The following is a 22,329-nucleotide window of genomic DNA, read 5'->3' on the forward strand; positions in this document are numbered from 1 at the left end:
ATCCCGGGCGCCTGGCGCGAACGAACAACGAATCCGGGGAGCCGCACCGAGTGCGGCTCCCCGGTCTCGTTTCACCCGGCCGCGTCCACCTGGTCCCTGGTCGCCGCGGCGAGGTCATTGAGCGCGGCGACCACGACCTGCCATGCGATGTGCACGGTGTCGTGTTCGGGTGAGTACGAATTCGTCCACTGCCTCTTGGGGTGAACCAGGTTGCGGTGACCGCGCAGCACATGCGCGTACTCGGTGACGTCCTTGGCGATCCAGCCGCGTTCCTCGGCCAGTTCGATCAGCTTCTCCAAGCGGTCCGTCGGCTCCTTGCCCTGCCCGTCGTGCTTGTTCCGCGCCACGTCGTAGAGCACGCCTTCCAGCACGCTTCCCAGCATGATGATCGCGGCGGTGGGAGCGCCTTCCGTCCAGCACAGGTACGCCTCGTCCAGCCTGCTCCGCAGCTGCCGCCCGAATTCGGCGTCGTGGACGATGTCGGCGATGCTCTCCGTCAGTTCGAGCGGAGTGGACTTGGCGGGCCGGGTCATCGACGGTTCGTGCTCGACCAGCCGAGGGCGGCCGCGCAGGTAGTCGACCTGATAACCCTCGACGGCGAGCAGTTCGTTGAGCTGCTCGACGACTTCGGCGCGCGCCGTGTCCTCCCCGAGGTATTCCCGAGGATCGGCCAGCCGGAGCAGCACCCGCTCGATCCGATCCGAGTCGTGCTGGTGCTTCTGCAACTGCTCCAGCGTCCATTCCCTGCGGTACCCGTCGAGCTCGCCGACGTCCGGCCAGCCTGCGGCCTTGAAGAACTTCTCGATCTCGAAGCCGCGCCGGTAGTACGGGGAGATGTCGTCGCCGCAGATCAGCGAGGCGATCCCGGCCAGCACGTTGTCGTCGAGCTCGATCACGCGGTCGTTCACTGCTGCTCCTCGAGTTCATCGGATTCGGGAGTGGTCACCGGCGCCCACTCGGTCTCGCGCGTGTGTTCGCCGAGGTATCCGGGCTGGATGTTCTTGCTGTGCAGGGTTTCCAGCAGCGGGGCCAGTTCCCGTTGCCGGGAGAGCTCGAACTCGCTCTCCCGGATCCGGACGGTCGTCCACTTCATGCGTGCCAGTTCGCGGTCGCGCTGGGCGTCGTTGCGCTCGTTGTCGAGCCCGGCGTGCCAGTGGTGACCGTCGCACTCCACGGCGATCCGTCCGCCGTCCCCGACGACGACCAGGTCGAGTCGCCGAGAACCGACGGGATATTGCGGAACCACGTGGTAGCCGCGTTGTTTGAGCTCCCGGAACACCCGCTGCTCGAAGAGCGAATCGAAGCCCTCGGCGGGCTGGTCCTCGGGGACGTTTCCCAGCTCGGGCGAGTTCCCGAACACCGGCGGCGGGTCCTGCATGTAGTCCAGCAGCGACGCGCGCAGGTCCTGCGGGTTGAACTGGTCCAGCGGGAGCGAGCTGAACAGCCACATCTGGTCCTTGGCGCGACTGGCCGCCACGTTGAACGACTGCCGGACGGACTCGCCGCCGGTCAGCTTCGGCGACTGGGCGACGACCAGGGACAGGAAGATCACGTCGCGTTCGTCGCCCTGGAAGTCCGGGGCGGTGCCCACCCGGATCTTGCGTTCCTGCCGGTCCTCCGGGGAGATCCGGCGGCTGATCAGCAGTTCGAGCAGCTGGAGGTGGGCTTTGGCGCTGCCCCGCAGGACGACCACTCCGAAGCTCATGCCGTCGTAGGCGGGATCTTTGAGGCATTTGGCCAGTGCTTCGACTATGTCGTCGGCTTCCTTCTCGTTGCGCAGGCGGGCTTCGCGGCCTTCGGTGAACGCGTCCTCGACGATCGTGACCTTGAGCGGTTCGAGCTGGTCGCCGGTGCGTTCGCGCAGCGGGACCAGGCCGGAACCGCCGCTGCCGTCCTGGTAGAACTGCCGCGAACTCCAGGTGATGATCTCCGGAACGCAGCGGAAGTGCTCTCGCAGGCGGACCAGGCCGTCCTTGCCGGAGCGGGACGACAACACCTCGTACAGGTGCGATTTCGGTGTGAAGATCCGGCGCACGTCCTCGTCGATCTCGGCGAGGTGGCTTTCGGCTTCGGCGAAGACGCGGTCCAGCTTGCCCATCTGTCCCGTTCCGGGAGTGCACTGCTTCTCGTCGCCGACGACGATCACGCGGGGTGCCATCCACAGCAGGTACAGGTGCTCGATGCCGACCTGGCTGGCCTCGTCGACGATGACCACGTCGAACCGGTCGCGGACCGGTTCGATGTTCTCCAACAGGTTCGGCAGCGGCACGACCCACGCGGGCACCGCGTCCTGCGCCTTGTCCATGGCGCGGCGTGCGGCCCTGCGGAACTCTTTGGTCTTCTTCCCGGTGCCGGCCCCGATCTTGTTGATGTGCGCTTGATAGGTGTGCAGCGCCCGGCTGTGGTCGTCGGACATGCGGTCCACGCACTGCCAGGTGGCCTCGGCGGTCGCGAGCTGCTCGGTGACCTGGCGGAGTCGTTGTTCGACCCGCTCGTATTCGGTGAGCAGTTCCCGCTCGTGCCCCGCGGTGCGGTGGCCTTGCACGAACCGGCGAGCCCGGGACCACGCCCATGCGGCCCGGACGTCGCGCTCCTGCCAGCTCGGGTCGGTGCCGGTGTCCTGCCACCGCCGCATCAGCTCGGGGTGCACCTGGGTCATCGTGCGGACCAGGCTTTCCCGGTGGAGCTGCTCCTGTTGCTCGGCGCGGGCCGAGTCGAGTGCGCGCAGTCCTGCGGCGAAGGCGGTGACGTCGCGGTCGTTCACGGCGGCGCGCAACGGCTCCAGCTCGGGGCAGGCGGAGAGTTGGTGGGTCATGTTCCGCACCAGCTCGTGCAGCCGGACGACGCTGTCGCGGGCGCGTTCCCACGTGCACTGCTGCTCGGCGGCGGGGATGGCGCGGAGCACTTCGGCGAAGTTCGACACCGTCGAGGTGTCCAGTGCGACGCGTTCGGCGGCGAGCGTCGCGGCGATCTGGCGGTGCAGTCCGCCGAGGTCGTCGACGGCGTCCAGCGCGGCGGCGTTGTCGGCGAGCTCGGAGAGGGTTCGTCTGACGTCACCGACTTCGATGGTCACGCCGACCTGACGCCACTTGGCCGCCAGTTGCGCCGCGGCGGTCTCGGCTTCGATGCTCTCCAGGACCGCCGCCAGGTCATCGGCGTTCTGCGGGGAACGCCCGTCCACCCGAACGATGTCCAGCAGTTCCTGCGCGTCCTTCTGCGGCGCCGGCGGGAAGAACCGCCGCAGCGAGCCGCCCCCGCGCAGGTGCTCCAGCAGGGCCTGGCCGCTGCGCAGCCAGCCGCGGGCCGTCCCCAAGTTGTCCGGGCCGATCGCCGGTTTGTCCACCGTGGGGCCGAGTTCCCGCGAGTGCCGCTGCAGGCGCGCTGGTTCTTCGCGCACCGCCAGCAGCTCGGCCCACAACCCCTGATGGCGGCCGGCGAGCCGATCGGCCAGTGCTCGCGCGACCCATTCCTGCCCGGCGGGCTGCGTCGGCCCGTACCGCGCCAGGATCGGCTCCGCTCGATCGCCCAGGTCGCGCAGCAGCGCCAGCTGTTGTTCGGGGAGGCCGGCGAGGGCTTGGGCGGTGGCCCCGACCGTGCGGCCCGCTTCCTGCTGCGCCTGCTGTTCGGCGCGCACCAGGTCCGCGAGCTCCTGCGCACTGGGCAGGTCCGCAGCGTCCGGGATCTGCTGATCGAGGCGGTCCGGACGTTCGCCGCGCTGCGCCAGCAGGCGGGCGAGTTCGGCCAGTTCGCTCGCGGGCAGCGGCGGAACGTCCTGCGCGGAGTCCGGCACGGGCGGGATCCAGTCGTGCTCCTGCGCGCCCGCCACGACCTCGCGCACGATGTCGGCCAGCGTGCCGTAGTACATGTCCTCCCGGTAGCCGGGTACGACGGCGGGATGCTCGTCGAGTTCCACGGTCCGGGCACGGCCGACTTCGATGTTGAGCCGGTTGCTCGCGGCGAGCAGTCCCTTGCGTTCCTTGTCGAGGGCTTCGGTGCGGCGCTTCAGGCTCGGCAGGTCGTTGAGCGCCACCGCCTGCGCGAGAGCGTCGAGGCTCTGCCGCACTTCGACCGCCGCGTCCTTGCTGCCGCCGGTCAGCAGCACGCACAGCTTCCGCAGCTCGTCCGGGATCTTGTCCCGCAGAACCCGCAGCGCCTGGTCCTTCTGGCTCGTCACCAGAACCCGCTGTCCCCGGGCGAGCAGCGCCGAGATCAGGTTGGCGATGGTGTGGGTCTTCCCGGTTCCGGGCGGCCCCTGCACGACGACTCCGGTCTCGGAGCGCAGCAGTTCGATCACCCGGCTCTGCTCCGCGTTCGCGGGCAGCGGGAACAGCGGATCGGCGCCGAGCAGATCACCGCTGGTGGCGCCTTGCGAGCCGAGCCAGTCCGCGCGCTGTCCGCGTTCGGTGTCCACGACGAGCTGGGCCAGGCCCACCGGAACGGGACAGTCCGGGGAACGCAGCATTTCCCCGATCCGGCGATAAGCCTCTGCCAGCAGAACTTTGTTCCTGGGCCGCAGAATCAGCGCCGCCGAGGCGCTGAACGTCGGAGTTCCCGGCAGCACTTCCCGGACGCCCGCGGTGCTTTCCTCCCAGGGCGTGTCCAACGCGAGGCCGAGCCAATTCCGCAGCTCGCCGATCGACCGTTCCGACAGCGGCGACGTTTCTGAACCGAGGATGTTCTCCTTCGCCTCCCGCACGCGATCGGCCCGGTAGACCGGTTGCCCCTCGAACAGCTCGCGGTCCTCCAACCGTTTTTTCCCGGCAGGCGGCTGATGTGCACCGTCGCGTCTTTGTCGAGGGAAGCAACGAGCCGTTCGACGAGCAGGTGACGACGAATGTCCTGCGCGTCCGGAGTGCGCCATTGCAACAGCCCCACGGTGAGCACGAGTTCGTACTCGTCGTCATGCTGCTCCATGGTTTTCGCGATGCCTTCCAACTCCCGGTAGAAGGTTCGGCGCGCTTCGTTCGGGCGTTCTTTCGCGGCCCATTCCCGCCATCGCGTCAGCCAGCTGCCGAACGAGTGCAGTTCGGCCCTGGTGCTCTCCTCGCCTTCCGGCGCAGGGAGCAAGACCGGCTCGTCACCGGTGGGCGAGTTGCGGCGCTCCCGGCTGACTCTCCCGGCCAGTTCGTCCGGGAGGGCGGGGGAGGGGGTCGATTTCACCGGCGCCATGCTCAGGATCACGTCGTCGGTGTCGGCCCGGAGGTTGATGCCGTCGGGGAATTCTTCCGCCCACAGCACGGTTTTCGGTGCTGCGGAGGTTCCGGAATTGATGTCCCGCGGCGAGTTCTGCTGGGCGGACCCGGTGAGCTCGCCGAGGAATCTGACCAGGCTTGCGGTCTTGCTCAGAGCTTCGGAGTGGGACACTCCACCTACCGGCATGCAGTCCTCCGTTTCTCGGGCAGCCGCACAGAGTCGTGGACGCGGGATGATGCGTTCAATCGGTTCCGTTCAGGTTCACCTGAATGAGTCAATCTTGCGGTCCGTTCGGTGCAGCGCCGAAATGTCTTCTGAAGTGACGACCCCTGTGCTCGAACATGACGTGAGACCTGGCAGAGTCGATCGCGGATCGAGGCGGAACGTGTGGAGGAGTCGTGTCATGAGTGCTCAGGATCGACTGGTCGCCGGGCGGTATCGGGTGGAGTCGAGGCTGGGCAGTGGCGCGATGGGCGTGGTGTGGAAGGCCTCCGACGAGCGCCTCAGCCGCACCGTCGCGGTGAAGGAACTGCACTTGCGCCAATCGCTCAACGATTCCGATGTGCAGACGGCGAAACGGCGCGCGATTCGCGAAGGCAGGATCACCGCGCGGCTGATGCACCGGCACGCGATCGCCGTCTACGACGTGGTGGAAGAGGACGGCCGCCCCTGCCTGATCATGGAGTACCTGGATTCGCGGAGCATGGAGGCGGTGCTCGCCGAGCGCGGCACGATGCCGGTCGCCGAAGTCGCGAAGCTCGGCGCGGACGTGGCGTCCGCCTTGGCCGCCGCGCACGACGCGGGAATCGTGCACCGGGACGTGAAGCCGGGCAACATCCTCGTCGCCGACGACATCACCAAGATCACCGACTTCGGGATTTCCCGCGCGCTGGGCGATGCGAGCACCACGGGCGTGCTCGCGGGAACACCCGCGTACCTCGCTCCGGAGGTCGCGCAGGGTGGCAAGGCGGATTTCCACACCGACGTCTACTCGTTGGGTTCCACGCTCTACGCCGCCTTGGAGGGGCATCCGCCGTTCGGCCTGGGGGACAACTCGATCGCCCTGCTGCACCGGGTCGCGGCAGGTGAGTTCGACGTTCCGCAGAACGCGGAGGCGCTCACCCCGGTGCTGTTGCGCATGCTGGCGGCCGAACCAGCGCAGCGGCCCACGATGCACGAGGCGCAGCGCGCGTTGGCAGCGGTGAGCGACGGGAAGGAGCTGCCGGAGTCGTTCACTTCGGTTCCGGTCCCGGCGCCCGCGAAACCGGCCCGCCCGGAGGTTCCGCCGCAGCCGGAGCCGGTGCGGGAATCGTCGAAGAACCGCGGCCGGTACGGGCTGATCCTCGTGGGCGCGCTGCTGGTCGTCGGCGCAGGCGTCACCGCGGCCCTGCTGACGGGCAACCTCACCGGTGACCGTTCGGCGGCACCGCCGGCGCCCGCGCAATCCGGGCAGCCCCGGCCTGAGCCGGCCCCGACGCCCGCGCCGCAGTCTCCGGAGCAGCCGGATCCGCCGCAGCCGCAGACGCCGGACCAGGTGGTTTCGGAGTACTACGCGGCGATGCCCGACGATTTGGACGAGGCGTGGCACCAGCTCACCCCGGACTACCAGACCAACCACGCGGGCGGGTACGAGGCGTTCAGCGAGTTCTGGGAACCGGTGGAGAACGTGCAGGCCTCCGGTGTCACCACGGAGGGCGCGAACTCGGCGCTGGCCACGATCACCTACAGCTTCGACGATGGCCGCACCGTGGTTGAGAAGACCCGCTATTCGCTGGTGCGCGACGGCGAGAGCTGGAAGATCGCCGCGACCACCGTGCTCAGCAGTAACACCCGCTGAGGGAGTTCTCGCAGCGTGGTGTGCGAGCCGGTCACGTTCGCCATGATCGGATCGTCGGTGCCTCCCGGCACACGCGCACCATGTTGATCAGCCGCACCGACGGACTTCTCCGGTTCGGCGGCCGCGACGAGCATCCACCACGGCTTCATCTGAGCGGGGCCGTGCCGACCGGCTCGGCGGACTTCCCCGGCACGGCGGAGAAATCGACGGGGTCACCCGAGGATGAGCGGGAGTTTCGCCGCGGGTTCACCAAGTTCGGCTACTTCCGCTTCGGTGGGGGCGCGTCGGCCGGTGCCGATGAGCAATGCTTCCCGGGCGGAGAACGATTCGGGGAACTCGATTCCGGCGATCTCCTCCAGCATCGCGCGGGACCGGGCGAGGCAGTCGGCCGGCGGTTCCGGCGCGCCGGGCAGGTGCGCGATCAGGTCGAGGTGGTGCAACGTCCATTCCAGGACGTATGCGGAGAGGTAGTCGCCTGCGGTGAGGACCTCGTCGCGGGTGCCGACGCGGAACGCGGGATCAGCGAGTCCGGCGGCACGACCGGCGGCGGAGCCGACGTCGTCGAGGTGGAATTTCAACAGCCACGGTTCCTGGTACGCGGCGGCGAGCCGGACGGTCAACGCGTCCAACGGGTCGTCGCCGGTCGGCGGGGCGTCGGCGACCTCCCAGTAGGTGAGCTCGTTCCGGGTCGGTTCCGCTTCGGCCGGCGTCGCGAGGGTGATCAGGACGTCCTGAGCGTCGATGACCAGGTGGCACACCAGGTCCCGCACGAGCCACCCGGTGCAGCCGGACGGCCGCGCGAAGTCCGCGTCCGCGAGGTCGGCGACCGCCGCCAGCAACGCCGCCCACGAACGAGAGAAGAGATCCACAACGGTAACGTAGTGCGCCTGCCCAACGGGCGACAAACGAATTCCCGAAGCCCGCGGACACCCGGAATCGGTACGGATAAGGAGAGGCTCAGGGGCGGCGCTGTCAGCGAACGACGTCGCTCGCGATCATCGAGGAAGCCTCGGTTCGACCTGCCGCGCGATGTCTTCCGCCGCCTGACACGGCTCTGGTACGTCGTCGAGCAAAATCCCGCTGATCGAGATGATCGCGACGCCTCCGCCAGAGTCGACGACGACGTTGCAGATGCCCTGACCAGTTGATCCAGCGGAGATGCCGCGGGCAGCGGTTCGCCCGTTGATGTCGAACTTTTCGTAGCTGTCCCAGCTGCCACTGGTCTCGTAGCTATCAGTAGTTTGCTGCTGGTTCTTGTACAGGGTGAGTAGTACTTTCTCGCCTTCGTAGGAACAACCGGGTTCGGACTCCAGCTGCTCGACAGGTTCACCTTGCCCGCTGACACCAGCCGCGCTCAGGTCTTCCGGTGTGAAGAACGCGCACGGATCGAAGCCGACCAGGCCAGATCCGCTGCCCTGCGTGGGCGGTGTTTCCTGATCTGTGCTGGGAGTGGTTGCGTTCAACGCGCAGGCGGACAGGCTTAACAGCGCCGTACCCGCGATTGCCGAAATCAACGAACGGGAACGTCGGGTCACTTGATACCTCGCTGCAAGTCTTGGGCGATCTGATCGTCGGTGGCACGGTAGTCCCTGGCCGCAGAACGGAAGGCGTGCGCCTGTTCCTCCAGGATCTTCTGCAGCTCTTTGATGAGCGGTACGGCGCCGGACTGGGGATGGTTGGCCTTGTCAGCGAACCGCTGTGCGAGCTGTCGGCCGTCGGGGTAGTTGCCGAGGCCTGTCACGCGTGCGAGCTGGTCGGCATCTCGGGCCAGCTTCGCCAACTCGCGGATCTCGTCCTCGACCCGTTGAGCGGCTCGTTCGGCAACTTCAGGGTCCAGGGCCAGCATGCCGGAACCAACTTGCTGGTTGATCTACTGCGTCTGTGAACGAACGGTTTGCAGGCCTTCCGCTGCGGCGGCGAAGCCCCCGGACTCCCCGGCCATGTCGTCGTCCCTTCCAGGTCTTCACACTGATCCACTGGGATGCTAACGCGCGGTGAAGCACGGATGTGGCGAATCAGTGCACCGCAGCGTCGAGTTGGTGCCATGCGTTAGGACACCGCGGCTTCGCCCGGGGCGCGGCGGAGGATTTCCTCCACCGTCTGCTCCGGGGTCTGCCCGGTGGTGTCCAGCCAGAGGCCTAGTCGGGGCGTGTCGCGGTGCAGCACTTCGTCGAGCGCCCGCACGGACCACTCGTCGTAGGCGACCTTTCCCCGTCCCGCTTCCCGCGTGCCTATCTCCTCCGGCTGCGGTGCGAGCACCACGAGCAGCAGCGGCCTGCTCTTGATCGTGCCCGCGAGCTCGGTGAGGTGTTCGCCGAGCACCACGTCCTGGGCGATCACGGTGAATCCGGCGGCGGTGTACTGGTCGCAGCTCTGCGCGGTCAGGTGGTGGCGGAGCCTGAGCTGCCGGGTCGCCTCGTCGGTGGCGTCGGGGGTCATGTCCTCCCGGCCGTTGACGATCATGGTTCGGAACACGTCGCCGCGCAGGTGCACCGAGTTCGGGAGTCGTTCGGCCAGCAGCTGCGCCACGGTCGACTTGCCGGCCGCTTGGATGCCGGTGATCAGGACGACCCCGGCGCCGAAGTCCTCAGGCGCCATGTCGAGCCGCCGGACCGATTCGGATCGAGCGCGGGAACGGTGTTGCGGACGGTCCGGGGCCGGACATGGCGCACCTCTTCCGAAGGAGATCGTCGATCACCCTATCGGCCCGACGTTGCGTCCGTTTCGCCCGATTCGGCGTACATCTGCGTTCTTTGCCTCTCCTCGTGAGAACCTGCCGTGGTGCGACACCACCGGACTCGACGCGCGGCTGCGCTCTAATGGTCAAACTCGATCGGCTGATCAACGTCCTCGGCGGCTACGGCGCGCGGTTGTGCACCGCGCCGCGTGGGCGGGACGTGGAGCTGCGGGGCGTGGCGCTGCACGATCGGGCGGGTGCCGAGGAGGTGCTGCTGGCCGTCGGCATCGAGTCCATCGGTGACGTGCTCGCCGAGACCCTGGCCGCCGTCGTGCTCCTGCGCGATGTGACCGAGCAGGAGCTCGCCGTGGCCCGCGAGCGCGGTGTCGCGGTGGTGCGGATCGACCCGGACGTGTCCTGGGGGCAGCTCGCCGCCGTGGTGTACGGGCTGGTGCTGGAGGGGCGGGAGACGGAGGCGGGGCGCGGGCCGACCGACCTGTTCGCGCTGGCCGACGCGTTGGCGGCCTCCATCGGCGGCCCGGTGACGATCGAGGATCAGCATTCCGGCGTGCTGGCGTATTCGAGCAGGCAGGAGTCCGCGGACCGCGCCCGGCTCGCCACGATCCTGGGCAGACGGGTGCCCGCCGACATCCGCGCCGAGCTCAGCGCACGCGGTGTGTACGCGCACTTGGCGTCCTCCGACGAACCGTTCTTCGCCGAGCCGATGCCCGATCAGGACTTCCACGGCCGCGCGCTCATCGCGGTCCGCGCGGGCCGGGAACTGCTCGGTTCGATCTGGGTGGAGGTGCCGGAGCCGCTGAACGCCGAGCGTTCGGCCTCGTTGAGCGCCGGTGCGCGCACGGCTTCGCTGCACCTGCTGCGGGCGCGGGCCAGCGCCGATCTGGAGCGCCAGATCGAGTCGGACCTGGTGATCGGCCTGCTGGAGGGGCAGGCCGATGCTCCTGCGGTTTTGAGCAGGCTCGGCTTGCGCGGCAACGGTTTCCGGGTGGTCGCGATGCAGGCCGAGGAGGCTCAGGACGCCGCCGTGCTGATCGCGTTCGAGCGCGCCACGGCCGGTTTCGGCTGGGCACGGCCGGGGCGCAGTGCCCTGTTCGCGAACACCGTCTACACGGTGCTGCCCGATGGCGATTCGGGTGAGCGCTGGTTCCGGGGTCTGCTGCGGAACATGCCGACCGACGTGCGGCTGCGTGCGGGCGTGGGAGGTGTGGCGGAGCCGTTGGAACTTCCGCAGAGCAGGCAGGAAGCCGACGAGTGCCTCGCGGTGGAGGGTGACCGCGAGCTCGTCGTGTACGAGCAGGCGTGGCACGAGATCTTGCTGCGCCGAGTCCGCAACGCGGCTTCCAGCGGCCGAATCCCATCGCGCGGGCCGGTGTGGGAGCTGCGCCGCCAAGACCAGCAGCACGGCACCCGCTACGCCGCTACGCTGCGGGAATGGCTGCGCTGCCAAGGAGACCCCGGCGCGGCGGCGGACCGGCTGGGCGTGCACGCGAACACCGTGCGATACCGGATGCGCAAAATGGCCGAGGTGACCCGCCTCGACCTGGACGATCCGGACGAACGACTCGCGTTGATCATCGCCCTGCTCATCGACTAGTGCGGACTCCACAATCGTCGGCGACGAGATTGTGCCGCTCGGACAATCGTCGGATGGTCACTGACAGCCACACTCGGATTCAACCGATCTGAGGAGGGCGAACATGGCCGGCAACGACCAGACCCCGCGGCACGTGGTGATCGCCGGGGCGGGCGCCGTCGGGTTGTCCACGGCGTGGTTCCTGCAGGAGCACGGCGTGCAGGTCACCGTCGTCGACCGCGACGGCGTGGCCGCCGGTTCGTCCTGGGGCAACGCGGGCTACCTGGCTCCCGCGTTCTCCATTCCGCTGCCGGAGCCGAGCGTGCTGCGCTACGGCCTCCGGTCGCTGCTGGACCGCAACGCCCCGCTGTACGTCCCCGCGCGGGTGGATCCGCAGCTGTGGGCGTTCCTGACCCGGTTCGCCGCGCACTGCAACATGCGTTCGTGGCGCCGTTCGATGCAGCCGTTCGTGCCGATGAACAACGAGTGCCTCGGTGCGTTCGACGCGCTCACCGCAGGTGGCGTGGAGGCGCCGACCAAGCCGGCCCCGATCACGGCAGGGTTCGAGAAGGCCGAGCAGGTCGCCGACCTGCGCCGCGAGTTCGACTTGATCCGCGAGTCCGGGCAGGACGTGCGGGTCGTCGACTCCTCGGTCGCCGAGGCCCAGGTTCCGCAGCTGTCCTCCCGAATCGAGGCGGTGCTGCGGATCGAAGGCCAGCGCTACGTCGATCCCGGCGAGTTCGTCCGCTCATTGGCGCGCTCTGTCGAGGCGCGCGGCGGCGAAATCCGCAGCGGCTTCCCCGTCGACGAGATCACCCGCGAACAGGGCCGCACCGTCGTGCGCTCCGGCGAGGAACGCCTGACGGCCGACTCGGTCGTGCTCGCCACCGGCGCGTGGCTGAGTTCGCTCGCCAAGCCGCTCGGCGTGCGCACCGCCGTGCGCGCGGGCCGCGGTTACTCGTTCACCGTCCCCACCGAGGAGCCGGTGCCCGGCCCGATCTACCTGCCTGCCGTGCGAGTCGCCTGCACCCCGTACCAGGGCGGCCTGCGTGTGGCCGGAACGATGGAGTTCCGCTCCCCGGACGCGAAGCTCTACCCCGAGCGCATCGCCGCGATCGAGCGTTCCGCGAAACCGTTGCTGCGCGGCGTTTCCTGGGAGGACCGCCGGGACGACTGGGTCGGCGGCCGCCCCGTCACCCCCGACGGTCTGCCCGTGATCGGAGCCACCGACATGCCCGGTGCCTACATCGCCGGCGGGCACGGCATGTGGGGCCTGACCCTCGGCCCGATCACCGGACAGCTGCTGTCGGAGCAGATCGTCACCGGGAAGCAGCCCGACCAACTCCGCCCGTTCAACCCCCTCCGCTGACCACCCCCGAAGGGCAGGCGCCGCCGCACTATTGCGGCGGCGCCTGCTTGTCTTTCTCGGCATGCTTCTCTCGAAACGGTGATCGGTTCCGCAGGGACGCGCTAAGGTGCTCGACGTTCGCGGGGAGATCAGCGAGGTCCGGAGGGCTGGGGATGACGAGCGCAGACGTTGGCGGATTCGCGGCGGCGAAGGAAGGCCTGAAGGCCGTGAGCGCCCAGACCCAGTCGATCAACCAGCAGGTTGGGGCAGGCATGTTGTCCCTCGACCCGGAGGTCGCGGAGAAAGCCGCGAAGCGGGTCGAGGAGGAGATCGAGGCTCTCGATCGCGCCTATGACCAGGCGCGGATCCTCACCCGCGTCAAGGGGATTGGGGACTATCCGGACGGTCAGCAGCTCGCGAAGCGGTTTCAGGACAAGGCATCCGACCCCGAAGCAGGTGCCCTGTCGTTGATTCGTGCGATGCAGGAAGAGCTGCGGAAGCAGGCGGACGCTTTCCGCAATGCTGCCAAGGATTACCGTGACATGGACGAACAGAACGCTGATGATCTGAGGCGAGGTATTCAGTGAGTAAGCTTGTCCGGTCGCTGGTCGTTGTGGCCAGCAGTGCGGTTCTCGTTGGACTGTCTGGGTGCGCCTTGGGTGATGGCGGCGCGGGTGGTACCGAGCCGACGACCTCAGAACCTGCTGGGGCTTCGTTAGAGGGCTTTGATCCCTGCACGTTCTTCTCCCCGGATGTCTTGACCGGGTTGGGGCTGTCGCCTCAAAGCGAGCCGTTCACGCAGGTCAGCTTTGAGCCTGGCTGTCGCTGGACTGGCGAAAAGATGTCGCTCACGCTCCACAAGAACGTCGATGAGACCGTCGACTCCTACGAAACCGGTGGCAACTGGGAGAAGTACGAGAAGCGGTCCATCGCCGGACGGTCTGCCGCAATCGCGAACGTTCCAGGCTCAGGGACCACCGGGGGCTGTGACGTCCTGGTCGATGCAGGTGGTGGCGTGGCCATCTACGGGATCTCCGGGAAGATGGCCGACTCGATCGAGGCATGCCCCGAGCTGGAGAAGATCGTCGGCCAGACGGCTTCGGGCTTGCCGGAGTGATGCGAACCGGTCGGCTGCTATTGGACTTCTGCCAGGTCGCGCCGACCTGAACGCACACGCTCGCAACTGCCTAGGCAGGCTTAGCCGCTTACTGAGGCGGCGGTGCCTGCTTGTCCTGCTCGGTCTGGGGGAGATGGCAGCCCGTTTCTCCGGAGAATGAAGTTCGCTTGCCTGAACCGAAGTTGTAGGTCGCCCCGTACTGGTCGGCGGTGGTCACTCTGTGATTGCCGGAGCGGTCGACGATGGTTCTTGGTGGTGTGAATCCGAATTCGCCGGTCACGTCCGCGAAGATCTGCTGGGCTCGTGCCCAGTCCGCGTCGGGCATGTTGCCTTCGGTTCCCCAGATGCCGAGGGTCCAGGATTCGGCGACGTTCTTGAACGCGTCAAAGTCTGCGCATGCTGCTCGATTGACATCTTGGACTCTCTCCCAGTGCATCCAGGGGAAGTTCGCGCTTAACTGTTGCTTGAGCCGGGCGTCCATGTCCGAGTACCGCAGGTGCACCTCTTCAATGCTGGGCCGTCGCACCAGTTCGGTCTCTTGTTCGTCCATGCTTCCTCCCCACTCGGAAACCAGATCGTTGCCGCAGCTCGTGACGCCCAAGAGCGTCACTGCTACGAGTACGAGTCGTTTCATGGTCGATCCTTGTTCTATGGGTATTCGTTCAGTAACGCGAGGCTTGCACTGCAAGGTCGGGTACATCGGCAGCGATAGAGCCGGCGTTGTACTGACTGGTGGTACCAGGAGTGAGGTACCCGGTAGGGCCGCCGGTGCCATGCCCGCTCGATTCCTTCAACCTCTGGCCGTCTGGTGAAACCGCTTCACTCGTGGAGAGCTGATCTATTTGCGGGTTCTTAGAGGGGTCGCCGCCAAAACGGCCGATATCAGCGACCGGATCCCAGGTGGATTCGAGGTTGTACATCCATCCACCCGGAACGTTGATGTCACTTCGGTCGCCGGTGCCCACGCCAGGTGATCCCATCGTGACCGCAGCGTCCACCCCAACATCTTCTCGCTGAAGGGCGTACCCGGTCGTGGTCGATCCGTAGGAGTGGCCCATGGCGACCAGATGCGGATCGTCGGTTCGGGACTCGTTGATCCCGCGATAGAAGCCTGACAAGTCGGTGGCTCCACGTTGTGCTGCCGCGGATCCTGCGACCGAAGTGCTCGGATCGAGCATCTCGGATCCCTGTGGGGCTTCGTATCCAAGCCAGGTCACTGTCGCGACATCTCCGCCGTCTCCGTAGTCGTATGACTGTTGCTTAGCTTCTCGCCGTAACGAGTCCATACTCTTGTCGTAGTCGCCGATGCTTCCTTCGACGGTGCTGTTCATGCCTGGGGTGAAGACCGTGACGTGTTCGGCGGTATCGACGTCGCCGATGCCGACGGCTGCTTTGGTGCGTTCGCCGGAGGTGTCGAGCAGCAGGAGCTGCCGGTTCCCGCGATCCAAGGTCGACTCCACCTGGTCCAACGACTTCAGCTTTGCTTCGACGTCCCTCAAAGGCAGGGTGTATTTCGTCTGGAGGTTCCTTGAACCAGGCCCCTTCGGTAGTGCCTTGATCTCGTTCCGCAGCCGTGTCGCTTCGGCTTGCAGCGTGCTGCGTTCGTCGTCGATGCGGTTGATGTTGGCGGTGCTGCGGACGGATCCGGGGATGCCGTCCATGTTGCCGAGCCAGGCCGGGGGAGCGGTGGCGAGCGCCGATTTCGTTTCGGCGGGCAGGGATTTCCACCATTCGGCGTTCTGCTTCGCATCACCTGGAGGCGGTGGTTCGAGCGTTTCGCCGAGCCCGCGCGCATCACCTAAGGCCGCCGCTTCGGCGAGGTTGTGGGAGCCGCGGGTGTCCATGAGGTCGCGGTCGGCGTCGCCGAGGACCTTGGCGAATTCGCGGTCGGTGTCGGTGGCGCGGTCGAGGATGCGCTTGACGCGGTCGGCGAGGTCGGGGCGGATGTGGTTGTTCCGGTCCTCGTTGACGCTCTGCGCTTCGTCGGGGTGGATTCCGGGCGGGGTGCCCAGGTCTTCGATCTTCCCGTCGTCGCCGATCAGGAAGTGGTGGGAGTGGGCGAGCGCTTCGGCTTCGGTGAGTTCATGGCCGATTTCGCGAATCTCGTCGGCCGTCGCGATCGTCGCGCTGCGGACGGTCGAGACTTCGACGACGAGTTCGCGGAGACGTTCGCCGAGCTTGCCGTGTTCGGCGGTGGCGGAGTTGGCGGCTTTGCCGTGCCATTCCTTCGGCCTGCCGGAGTTCGCGAGTTCGTCGTCGAGGCTGACCAGCCGGTTCTGTTCTCGTTTCAGGTCGTCGATGGCGTCGTCGAGGAGGTCGGGGTTCCAGCGGCGGAGGTCGCCGATGTTCACCATCAGGAACCACCGCCTTGGGAGGCGTTGAGTTCGTCGGCTGCGTGGTCTTCTTGCGCGGTGTAGTCCGAGGCGCTCTTGTCCAGTGAGTCCGCGTAGTGCTCGGTGTCGCGGTTCCACGTGTCGAGCGTGGTGCGCCAGCTGTTGCCGGTGCGTTCGGCGGCGGGCGCCGAGGTCGCCCCGGGCATTGCTTGAGTGATCTTGTCGGTGGCGGCTTGGAGTCGCACCGACCTGGCCTGTTCGGCGGCCGAGCGCGCGGTCTTCGCCGCCGTCTCCAGCTCCTTTGTCACGACCTCGTATCCCACTGTGCCCCCTCTTCGCGGGGAGGGACCCTAGCAGCGCGAAGTGACCGGCAGTCCTCGTTCCAGGCGATCTTCGCGCAGGCTCAGGTCTCCGGTGATCTTGCTCAGCGCGCGGTCGCCACGGCCGTTCGCCCAGTCGTCCCACGCAACGGCGGTTTTGTTGGAGTTGGCGACGAACGCACGACCTCACAGGAGAGTCGGACGTAGCCGGTCATTGTGGTGACTGGGCGAGCTTGTCCTTCTCTGCCTGTGGGAGGTGGCATCCGGTCGAGCCGGAGATGACGGTGCGCTTGGCGGTGCCGAAGCGGTAACCGGCGCCGTAGCGGTCGCTACCGACGACCTGGTGGTCGGAAGGGCGGCTGACGACGGTTTCCGGTGGTGTGAAGCCGTATTCGGCGCTGACTTGAGCGACGATCTGCTCCGCGCGGGGCCACTCGGGGTCGGGGATGTTGCCTTCTGCACGCCAGACACCGAGGGTTTGGCTCTCGCCAGTGTCGGTGAAGGCGTTGAAGTCGGAGCATCCAGCGCGATGGAGTTCGCGGCTCTGCTCCCATTGGATCCAGGGGAAGGCTGCGCCGAGCTCATCGCGTATGCGGCCTTGCATCTCAAGGTAGCGGGCGCTGGCCTCTTCCATGCTGGGCCTGCTCATGAGTTCGGCACGCTGCTCTTCCATGCTTCCTCCAAACTCCTGCCCCAATTCGCCGCCACCGCATCCGGTGAGGCTCAGGGCGAGCGCCGCCAGAACTGCGAAGCGCTTCATGGTCGGTCCCCGCTCTCGGTCGGTCATCCCCAGCTGTTCACGGCGCGGTCCGGGATACCGGCCGCGACGACGCTGGCGTTGTACTGGCTGGTATTCCCTCTGGTGAGGTAGCCGGTCGGCCCGCCGGTGCCGTGCCCGCTGGACTCCTTGAGGTGCTGTCCATCGGGTGCGACGGCGTCCTCGGTAGAGAGGTCGTCGATCCCCGGTTTCCACGACGGATCACCTCCGAAGTGCCCGAGGTCGGCGACGACGTCCCAGCCCGATTCGAGGTTGTAGAAGCGATCTTCGGGCAAGTTGATCTCGCCGACCGACGGTGTTCCCACACCGGGAGATCCCAGAGTGAGAGCGGCGTCCACTCCGGTCCCCTCCTCTTGCAGCGCATATCCCGTGGTGGTGGATCCGTAGGAGTGGCCCATCGCGACCAGATTCGGATCGTCCGTCCGAGATTCGTTGATGCCACGGTAGAAATCGGCCAGATCTTCAGCACCCCGCTTGGCTGGAGCGGAGCTCGCCACTGAATCACTCGGATCGAGGGTTTCGGACAACTGAGGCGCTTCGTAGCCGAGCCAAGTCACCGTCGCGACCTCGCCCCCGTCGCCGTACTGGTCGGATTGCGACTGCGCGTCCTGGGCAAGCATGTCCATGCTCCGGTCGTAGTCGCCCAGGCTGCCGCCTTCGACGCTGCTGTCCATCCCCGGCGTGAACACGCTGACGTGATCGGCGGTGTCGACGTCCCCGATTCCCACGGCCGCCTTGGTGCGTTCGCCGGACGTATCGAGTACCAGGAGTTGGCGATCTCCCCGTCCCAAGACCGTTTCCACTTTGTCCAAGGAGGTCAGCTTGGCGTTGACCTTATCCAGTTCGCGCTGGTACCTGCCCTGGACCAAGTCGCCGCCGGGGCCGGGGTAGCGCTTGTTGGCCGCACTTTGCAACCGCGTCGCCTCTGCTTGCAGCGTGCTGCGTTCGTCGTCGATCCGGTTGACGTTGGCGGTGTTGCGGACGGTCGCAGGAATGCCGTCCATGTTGCCGAGCCAAGCCGGAGGAGCGGCGGCGAGCGCGGATTTTGTCTCCGCGGGCAAGGACTTCCACCAGTCGGCGTTCTTCGCGGGATCGCCGGGCGGTGGTGGTTCGATCGTCTCGCCGAGCCCGCGCGCATCGCCGAGTGCGGCGGCGTCGGCGAGGATCTTCGCGCCGCGCGTGTCCATCAGGCCCTTGTCGGCGTCGCCTAGGACCTTGGCGAGTTCGGTATCGGCGTCGGTCGCGCGCTTCAGGACCCGCTCGACGCGTTCGCGAAGGTCCGGGCGGATTTGGCGGTAGCGGTTCTCGTTGACGGTGCTGACCTCGTCGGCCGGTGTGTCCGGCGGAGTGCCGAGGTCTTCCACCTTCCCGTCGTCGCCGATGCGGAAGTTGTACGCCCGCGCCAGGCCGTCGAGTTCCGTGAGCTGGTTCTGCACTTCCCGGATCTCGTCGACGGTCGGGATCGCCGCACTGCGAACGGCGGACACTTCTACGACGAGTTCCCGCATGCGTTCGCCGAGCTTGCCGTGTTCGGCAGTGGCGGAATCGGCGGCTTTGCCGTGCCATTCCTTCGGCCTGCCGGAACTCGCGAGCTCGTCGTTTAAGCGGACAAGCTTGTCCTGCTCCCGTTTCAGGTCGTCGATGGCGTCGTCGAGGAGGTTGGGGTTCCAGCGGCGGAGGTCGCCGATGTTCACCATCAGGAACCACCGCCTTGGGAGGCGTTGAGTTCGTCGGCTGCGTGGTCTTCTTGCGCGGTGTAGTCCGAGGCGCTCTTGTCCAGTGAGTCCGCGTAGTGCTCGGTGTCGCGGTTCCACGTGTCGAGCGTGGTGCGCCAGCTGTTCCCGGTGCGTTCGGCGGCGGGCGCCGAAGTCGAGCCGGGCATCGCTTGAGTGATCTTGTCGGTGGCGGCTTGGAGCCGCACCGACCTGGCCTGTTCGGCTGCCGAGCGCGCGGCCTTCGCCGCCGCCTCCAGCTCCCTGGTCACGACCTCGTATCCCACTGTGCCCCCTCCTCGCGGGGAGGGACCCTAGCAGCGCGAAGTGGCCGGTAGGCGTCGTTTCGGGCGATCTTCGCGATGGGTCACATGCGCCCGGATTTGATCCTGCGCAGGAACGAGTCGAAGGCACTGCGACCGACGGCGAGGACTGCGCCATCGGAGTCTTTCGAGTCCCGTAAACCGACGATGGAGGACTGCACCGCGACCTCGACGCACGCGCCGCCGCTGGAACTGCTGTGGCTGGATTTGTGCCACGTGGTGTCGGCCGGGACGAACGCGACCTCGACGCACTGGCCGCCGTTCGAGCCGCTGCGGCTTGACTTGCGCCAGAGCGCTGTGGAGAAGTCTGGGGAAGACATGGCGCCTCTTCTGATCGCTCAGGTGTTTGCAGACTGCACCTTAGCGATCAGTTCCCGAGATTCTTCGATCGGAAGTGCAGCTGCCTGCAATCGGTCGAGCGTCATGCTGTAGCGGGTGTATTCGTCTGGCTCCCAAAGGTAAGTCGCTCCGAGTACGTCCTCCAGATACACCGCGGAAAGCTGTTGCGCCCCAAGGTGAAGCAGGGTGAACGACGACAGCACGGTGACCCGGTTCGGCACATCGAACGGCAGGATCCGGATCGCGACGTTAGTGCGCTCGGCCAGTTCGAGCAGGTGAGACAGCTGCGCGTGCATGATCTCGCTGCTGCCTTGAACGCGGTGCAGTGCTGCTTCACTGAGAACGACGTCGAGCGAGCGCAACCGGTTCTTGCTCTTGAGTACGACCTGGCGCTGCATACGCGTCTGAACCTGCTGCTCGATCACGCGCGGATCAGCGGCCGGTTCCCAAGCCTGGATCGTCGAGCGCGCGTACTCCTCGGTCTGGAGCAGGCCGGTGATGGTCTCCATCTCGTACAGCCGGATCTCCGTCGCGGCGCTCTCCAGTGCGAGGAACCGCTGGAACCAGTCGGGTACGGCGTCGCGGTGGTATTTCTTCGGCCGGTTGCGCTTCGCCGCTTGCTCGGCGACTTCAGCGAGATACCGTCGCTGCTTCGCCGACGCGCCGTAGAAATCCAGCAGCTGAGCCACTTCCTCGGGTTTGATGCCCTGGCTGCCGCCTTCGACCTTGCTCATCTTCGGTTGCTTGCAGCCCAGCACGTCGGCCGCTTCGAAGGTGCTGCGGTCGGCTTCCTCGCGTAGGCGGCGCAGCTCGATTCCGAGCTGGATGCGGAGCATGCGCGGGTCGGCGGTCGTCGGCATGCGGATCATCGTCACAGCTCGGGCGGCTTTTGTGGATCACCTGGTCGTGTAAATGACGCGCGGAATCATTCCTAATAGCTTCACCGGTACAGAACCCCGGCGAACGGAGTGGTGATGCGCGGCGATGACGAGGCGAAGTTGTTGCGGGAACTGGCCGAAGGCGTGCGCCCGCGCCCGTTCGTGCTCTACGAACTGATCCACGAGGACGACGAGGTCGTCGACGCCGAGGTCTGCGTCTGGGGCCTGGACCTCACCGCCCAGCGCGCCCCCGGCAGCGACGATCCGGGTGCGGTGTTCGTGAGCCCGCACGGCATGCTCGGCAACGCCGACTCCGCCGAATCGACCTTGGAGATGTTCGCTCTCATCCACGACGTCCGCCTCGTCTGGCTCTGACCCGACACCGCGTTGATGCCCCCTTCGCCTGGTGAACTGGTCCCCGGTGGTTGGACTGGAAAGTCAGTTCCAGCTACCGGGGAGTGGTTCGTGTATCCGCATAGTTCGTTGTCGCGGGAGCAGCGTGAGGCCGCTGTGGTGTTGTTCGGGGCTGGTCATGGGGCGGTGTCGGCTGCGGCCCGGTTGGGGGTGTCGGCTTCGGCGGTGAGAACGTTGCGGGATCGATGGTTGTTGCGCGGCCCGGGAGCGTTGATCATGAAACCGACCAAACGGTCCTACTCGTTCGAGTTCAAACTCGACGTGGTGCTGCGGTTCGTGGCCGGGCAGGCCACGGCGGCCGAGCTGGCCGCCGAGCATGACCTGTCGTCACCGAAGCAGGTGAAAAATTGGGCGCGCCAATATCGGCGTGACGGCGAGGATGCGTTGCGCCCCAAGCGGGAAGGCCGCCCACCCCGCGAACCACAACCACCACCGGACGGCGAGACGGCCGAACTGGAACGGTTGCGGACGGAGAATCTGCGGTTGTCCGCGGAGAACGCCTACCTAAAAAAACTGCGGGCCTTGAAGGAACAGGGGCGAGGGTAAAAACCCAGGTCATCGTCACCCTCAAGGCGCACTATCCGCTTGCGGTACTGCTGGAGGTCGCGGGCCTGGCCCGGTCGACGTTCTTCTATCACCAGGCCCGGCTCGACCGGCCGGACCCGCACGCCCGGCTGAAACAGGCCGTGACCGACGTGTTCCAGCAGGCCCACGGCCGTTACGGGCACCGCCGCGTCCACGCCATGCTGCACCGCCACGGCCTGAGACCGGCGAAAAAGACCGTCCTGCACATCATGCGCACCCTCGGCCTGGCCTGCACAGTCCGCCGCCGACGCCGCTACTCATCCTGGAAGGGCGAGGCCGGCACCACCGCCGGCAACGTCCTGGACCGCGACTTCACCGCCCCGGCACCGAACACCAAATGGGTCACCGACATCACCGAATTCCGTGTCGGCACAAGCAAAATCTATCTCTCACCGATCATCGACCTGTTCGACCGCTCCGTCGTGTCCTACTCCTGGAGCACCCGACCCGACACCCACCTGACCAACTCATCACTGACCAAAGCCATCGCCACCCTCAACACCGGCCACACCCCACTCGTGCACACCGACCAAGGCTTCCACTACCGACACACCTCCTGGCGCCAACTGCTACACGAGGCAAACCTGACACCCTCCATGTCCCGGAAAGCGACCTGCCTCGACAACGCCGTCGCCGAAAACTTCTTCAGCCACCTCAAAGAAGAACTCTTCCACCACCACAACTACAACACCCCCGACGAGTTCACCACCGCCCTCGAGAACTACCTCGACTGGTACAACACCACCCGCATCTCCACCACACTGAAGAACCTCACCCCCACCGAATACCGAGCCCAGGCCCTCACCACCTAGCCTTCACTCACCCAGTCCAACAAACAGGGACCACTTCACTGGCGAAGGAGGCATTCGCCTGAGGTGGCG

At 66.8% G+C, this 22,329-nt stretch carries 22 protein-coding genes; 8 read left to right on the forward strand and 14 right to left on the reverse strand.

Annotated features, from left to right (window positions below):
• Positions 1 to 71: 71 nt before the first annotated feature.
• Positions 72 to 908 (reverse strand): hypothetical protein, encoded by an 837-nt coding sequence (locus tag H2Q94_RS09540; protein WP_243794029.1) that lies wholly within the window; start codon positions 906 to 908, stop codon positions 72 to 74.
• Complete coding sequence (locus H2Q94_RS09545) at positions 905 to 4,747, reverse strand: AAA domain-containing protein (protein WP_243794031.1); 3,843 nt, start codon at positions 4,745 to 4,747, stop codon at positions 905 to 907. The genes H2Q94_RS09540 and H2Q94_RS09545 overlap by 4 nt, the downstream gene beginning before the upstream one ends.
• A gap of 849 nt (positions 4,748 to 5,596) precedes the next feature.
• Between H2Q94_RS09545 and H2Q94_RS09550 the strand changes: the two genes are divergently transcribed.
• Positions 5,597 to 7,030, forward strand: a complete 1,434-nt coding sequence (locus H2Q94_RS09550) for a serine/threonine-protein kinase (RefSeq protein WP_243794033.1) — start codon at positions 5,597 to 5,599, stop codon at positions 7,028 to 7,030.
• Positions 7,031 to 7,242: 212 nt separating this feature from the next.
• On the opposite strand, the gene H2Q94_RS09555 is transcribed toward H2Q94_RS09550, so the two are convergent.
• From H2Q94_RS09555 to H2Q94_RS09570, 4 genes are all read right to left on the reverse strand, one after another.
• Positions 7,243 to 7,899: a maleylpyruvate isomerase N-terminal domain-containing protein gene (locus H2Q94_RS09555; RefSeq protein WP_243794035.1), complete on the reverse strand. Its 657-nt coding sequence runs from the start codon at positions 7,897 to 7,899 to the stop codon at positions 7,243 to 7,245.
• A 126-nt stretch (positions 7,900 to 8,025) separates the two neighbouring features.
• Positions 8,026 to 8,565, reverse strand: coding sequence for a DUF3558 family protein (locus tag H2Q94_RS09560; protein ID WP_243794037.1), 540 nt, complete (start codon positions 8,563 to 8,565; stop codon positions 8,026 to 8,028).
• Complete coding sequence (locus tag H2Q94_RS09565; RefSeq protein ID WP_243794040.1) at positions 8,562 to 8,876, reverse strand: hypothetical protein; 315 nt, start codon at positions 8,874 to 8,876, stop codon at positions 8,562 to 8,564. Before H2Q94_RS09565 ends, H2Q94_RS09560 begins: the two co-directional genes overlap by 4 nt.
• Before the next feature lie 203 nt (positions 8,877 to 9,079).
• Positions 9,080 to 9,628 (reverse strand): AAA family ATPase, encoded by a 549-nt coding sequence (locus tag H2Q94_RS09570; protein WP_243794048.1) that lies wholly within the window; start codon positions 9,626 to 9,628, stop codon positions 9,080 to 9,082.
• A 221-nt stretch (positions 9,629 to 9,849) separates the two neighbouring features.
• Between H2Q94_RS09570 and H2Q94_RS09575 the strand changes: the two genes are divergently transcribed.
• From H2Q94_RS09575 to H2Q94_RS09590, 4 genes are all read left to right on the forward strand, one after another.
• Positions 9,850 to 11,322, forward strand: coding sequence for a PucR family transcriptional regulator (locus H2Q94_RS09575; protein WP_243794051.1), 1,473 nt, complete (start codon positions 9,850 to 9,852; stop codon positions 11,320 to 11,322).
• A 103-nt stretch (positions 11,323 to 11,425) separates the two neighbouring features.
• Positions 11,426 to 12,670 carry an NAD(P)/FAD-dependent oxidoreductase gene (locus H2Q94_RS09580; RefSeq protein WP_243794053.1) on the forward strand — a complete coding sequence of 415 codons (1,245 nt, stop codon included), beginning with the start codon at positions 11,426 to 11,428 and terminating at the stop codon, positions 12,668 to 12,670.
• Positions 12,671 to 12,822: 152 nt separating this feature from the next.
• Positions 12,823 to 13,236: a hypothetical protein gene (locus H2Q94_RS09585; protein ID WP_243794055.1), complete on the forward strand. Its 414-nt coding sequence runs from the start codon at positions 12,823 to 12,825 to the stop codon at positions 13,234 to 13,236.
• Positions 13,233 to 13,766 (forward strand): DUF3558 domain-containing protein, encoded by a 534-nt coding sequence (locus H2Q94_RS09590; RefSeq protein WP_243794057.1) that lies wholly within the window; start codon positions 13,233 to 13,235, stop codon positions 13,764 to 13,766. The genes H2Q94_RS09585 and H2Q94_RS09590 overlap by 4 nt, the downstream gene beginning before the upstream one ends.
• An 88-nt stretch (positions 13,767 to 13,854) precedes the next feature.
• On the opposite strand, the gene H2Q94_RS09595 is transcribed toward H2Q94_RS09590, so the two are convergent.
• The 8 genes from H2Q94_RS09595 to H2Q94_RS09630 all read right to left on the reverse strand — a co-directional run bounded on the left by H2Q94_RS09595 (position 13,855) and on the right by H2Q94_RS09630 (position 20,431).
• On the reverse strand, positions 13,855 to 14,316 hold the full coding sequence (locus tag H2Q94_RS09595) for an LppA family lipoprotein (protein WP_243794059.1): 462 nt from the start codon (positions 14,314 to 14,316) through the stop codon (positions 13,855 to 13,857).
• 112 nt (positions 14,317 to 14,428) lie between these two features.
• The gene (locus tag H2Q94_RS09600) at positions 14,429 to 16,120 is read right to left on the reverse strand and encodes an alpha/beta hydrolase (protein ID WP_243794061.1); all 1,692 of its coding nucleotides are present in this window, start codon (positions 16,118 to 16,120) and stop codon (positions 14,429 to 14,431) included.
• Entirely contained in the window at positions 16,120 to 16,407 is a 288-nt protein-coding gene (locus H2Q94_RS09605; protein ID WP_243794063.1) for a hypothetical protein, read from the reverse strand. Before H2Q94_RS09605 ends, H2Q94_RS09600 begins: the two co-directional genes overlap by 1 nt.
• Before the next feature lie 223 nt (positions 16,408 to 16,630).
• Positions 16,631 to 17,179, reverse strand: coding sequence for an LppA family lipoprotein (locus H2Q94_RS09610; protein WP_243794066.1), 549 nt, complete (start codon positions 17,177 to 17,179; stop codon positions 16,631 to 16,633).
• Positions 17,180 to 17,202: 23 nt separating this feature from the next.
• A complete protein-coding gene (locus tag H2Q94_RS09615; protein ID WP_243794069.1) occupies positions 17,203 to 18,894 on the reverse strand; it encodes an alpha/beta hydrolase in 1,692 nt (563 codons plus the stop codon).
• Positions 18,894 to 19,196 (reverse strand): hypothetical protein, encoded by a 303-nt coding sequence (locus H2Q94_RS09620; RefSeq protein WP_243794072.1) that lies wholly within the window; start codon positions 19,194 to 19,196, stop codon positions 18,894 to 18,896. The genes H2Q94_RS09615 and H2Q94_RS09620 overlap by 1 nt, the downstream gene beginning before the upstream one ends.
• An 80-nt stretch (positions 19,197 to 19,276) precedes the next feature.
• Positions 19,277 to 19,552, reverse strand: coding sequence for a DUF397 domain-containing protein (locus tag H2Q94_RS09625; RefSeq protein ID WP_243794074.1), 276 nt, complete (start codon positions 19,550 to 19,552; stop codon positions 19,277 to 19,279).
• 18 nt (positions 19,553 to 19,570) lie between these two features.
• Complete coding sequence (locus tag H2Q94_RS09630) at positions 19,571 to 20,431, reverse strand: helix-turn-helix domain-containing protein (RefSeq protein ID WP_243794077.1); 861 nt, start codon at positions 20,429 to 20,431, stop codon at positions 19,571 to 19,573.
• 114 nt (positions 20,432 to 20,545) lie between these two features.
• Here H2Q94_RS09630 and H2Q94_RS09635 point away from each other — a divergent pair, with 114 nt between their 5' ends.
• From H2Q94_RS09635 to H2Q94_RS09645, 3 genes are all read left to right on the forward strand, one after another.
• Positions 20,546 to 20,824, forward strand: a complete 279-nt coding sequence (locus tag H2Q94_RS09635) for a hypothetical protein (RefSeq protein ID WP_243794079.1) — start codon at positions 20,546 to 20,548, stop codon at positions 20,822 to 20,824.
• A gap of 90 nt (positions 20,825 to 20,914) precedes the next feature.
• Positions 20,915 to 21,409 carry a helix-turn-helix domain-containing protein gene (locus tag H2Q94_RS09640; RefSeq protein WP_243788041.1) on the forward strand — a complete coding sequence of 165 codons (495 nt, stop codon included), beginning with the start codon at positions 20,915 to 20,917 and terminating at the stop codon, positions 21,407 to 21,409.
• Between the two features lie 11 nt (positions 21,410 to 21,420).
• A complete protein-coding gene (locus H2Q94_RS09645; RefSeq protein WP_243795566.1) occupies positions 21,421 to 22,260 on the forward strand; it encodes an IS3 family transposase in 840 nt (279 codons plus the stop codon).
• Positions 22,261 to 22,329: the final 69 nt, after the last annotated feature.

Origin of the sequence: Saccharopolyspora gloriosae, from assembly GCF_022828475.1 — a bacterium.
Classification (GTDB): Bacteria; Actinomycetota; Actinomycetes; order Mycobacteriales; family Pseudonocardiaceae; genus Saccharopolyspora_C; species Saccharopolyspora_C gloriosae_A.

Bases quoted from the DNA above. Each gene is read 5' to 3' on its own strand.
- H2Q94_RS09550 (WP_243794033.1), top strand. From the start codon at position 5,597: ATGAGTGCTCAGGATCGACTGGTCGCCGGGCGGTATCGGGTGGAGTCG.
- H2Q94_RS09565 (WP_243794040.1), bottom strand. From the start codon at position 8,876: ATGCTGGCCCTGGACCCTGAAGTTGCCGAACGAGCCGCTCAACGGGTC.
- H2Q94_RS09570 (WP_243794048.1), bottom strand. From the start codon at position 9,628: ATGGCGCCTGAGGACTTCGGCGCCGGGGTCGTCCTGATCACCGGCATC.
- H2Q94_RS09575 (WP_243794051.1), top strand. From the start codon at position 9,850: ATGGTCAAACTCGATCGGCTGATCAACGTCCTCGGCGGCTACGGCGCG.
- H2Q94_RS09580 (WP_243794053.1), top strand. From the start codon at position 11,426: ATGGCCGGCAACGACCAGACCCCGCGGCACGTGGTGATCGCCGGGGCG.
- H2Q94_RS09585 (WP_243794055.1), top strand. From the start codon at position 12,823: ATGACGAGCGCAGACGTTGGCGGATTCGCGGCGGCGAAGGAAGGCCTG.
- H2Q94_RS09595 (WP_243794059.1), bottom strand. From the start codon at position 14,316: ATGGACGAACAAGAGACCGAACTGGTGCGACGGCCCAGCATTGAAGAG.
- H2Q94_RS09600 (WP_243794061.1), bottom strand. From the start codon at position 16,120: ATGGTGAACATCGGCGACCTCCGCCGCTGGAACCCCGACCTCCTCGAC.
- H2Q94_RS09610 (WP_243794066.1), bottom strand. From the start codon at position 17,179: ATGAAGCGCTTCGCAGTTCTGGCGGCGCTCGCCCTGAGCCTCACCGGA.
- H2Q94_RS09615 (WP_243794069.1), bottom strand. From the start codon at position 18,894: ATGGTGAACATCGGCGACCTCCGCCGCTGGAACCCCAACCTCCTCGAC.
- H2Q94_RS09625 (WP_243794074.1), bottom strand. From the start codon at position 19,552: ATGTCTTCCCCAGACTTCTCCACAGCGCTCTGGCGCAAGTCAAGCCGC.
- H2Q94_RS09630 (WP_243794077.1), bottom strand. From the start codon at position 20,431: ATGCCGACGACCGCCGACCCGCGCATGCTCCGCATCCAGCTCGGAATC.
- H2Q94_RS09635 (WP_243794079.1), top strand. From the start codon at position 20,546: ATGCGCGGCGATGACGAGGCGAAGTTGTTGCGGGAACTGGCCGAAGGC.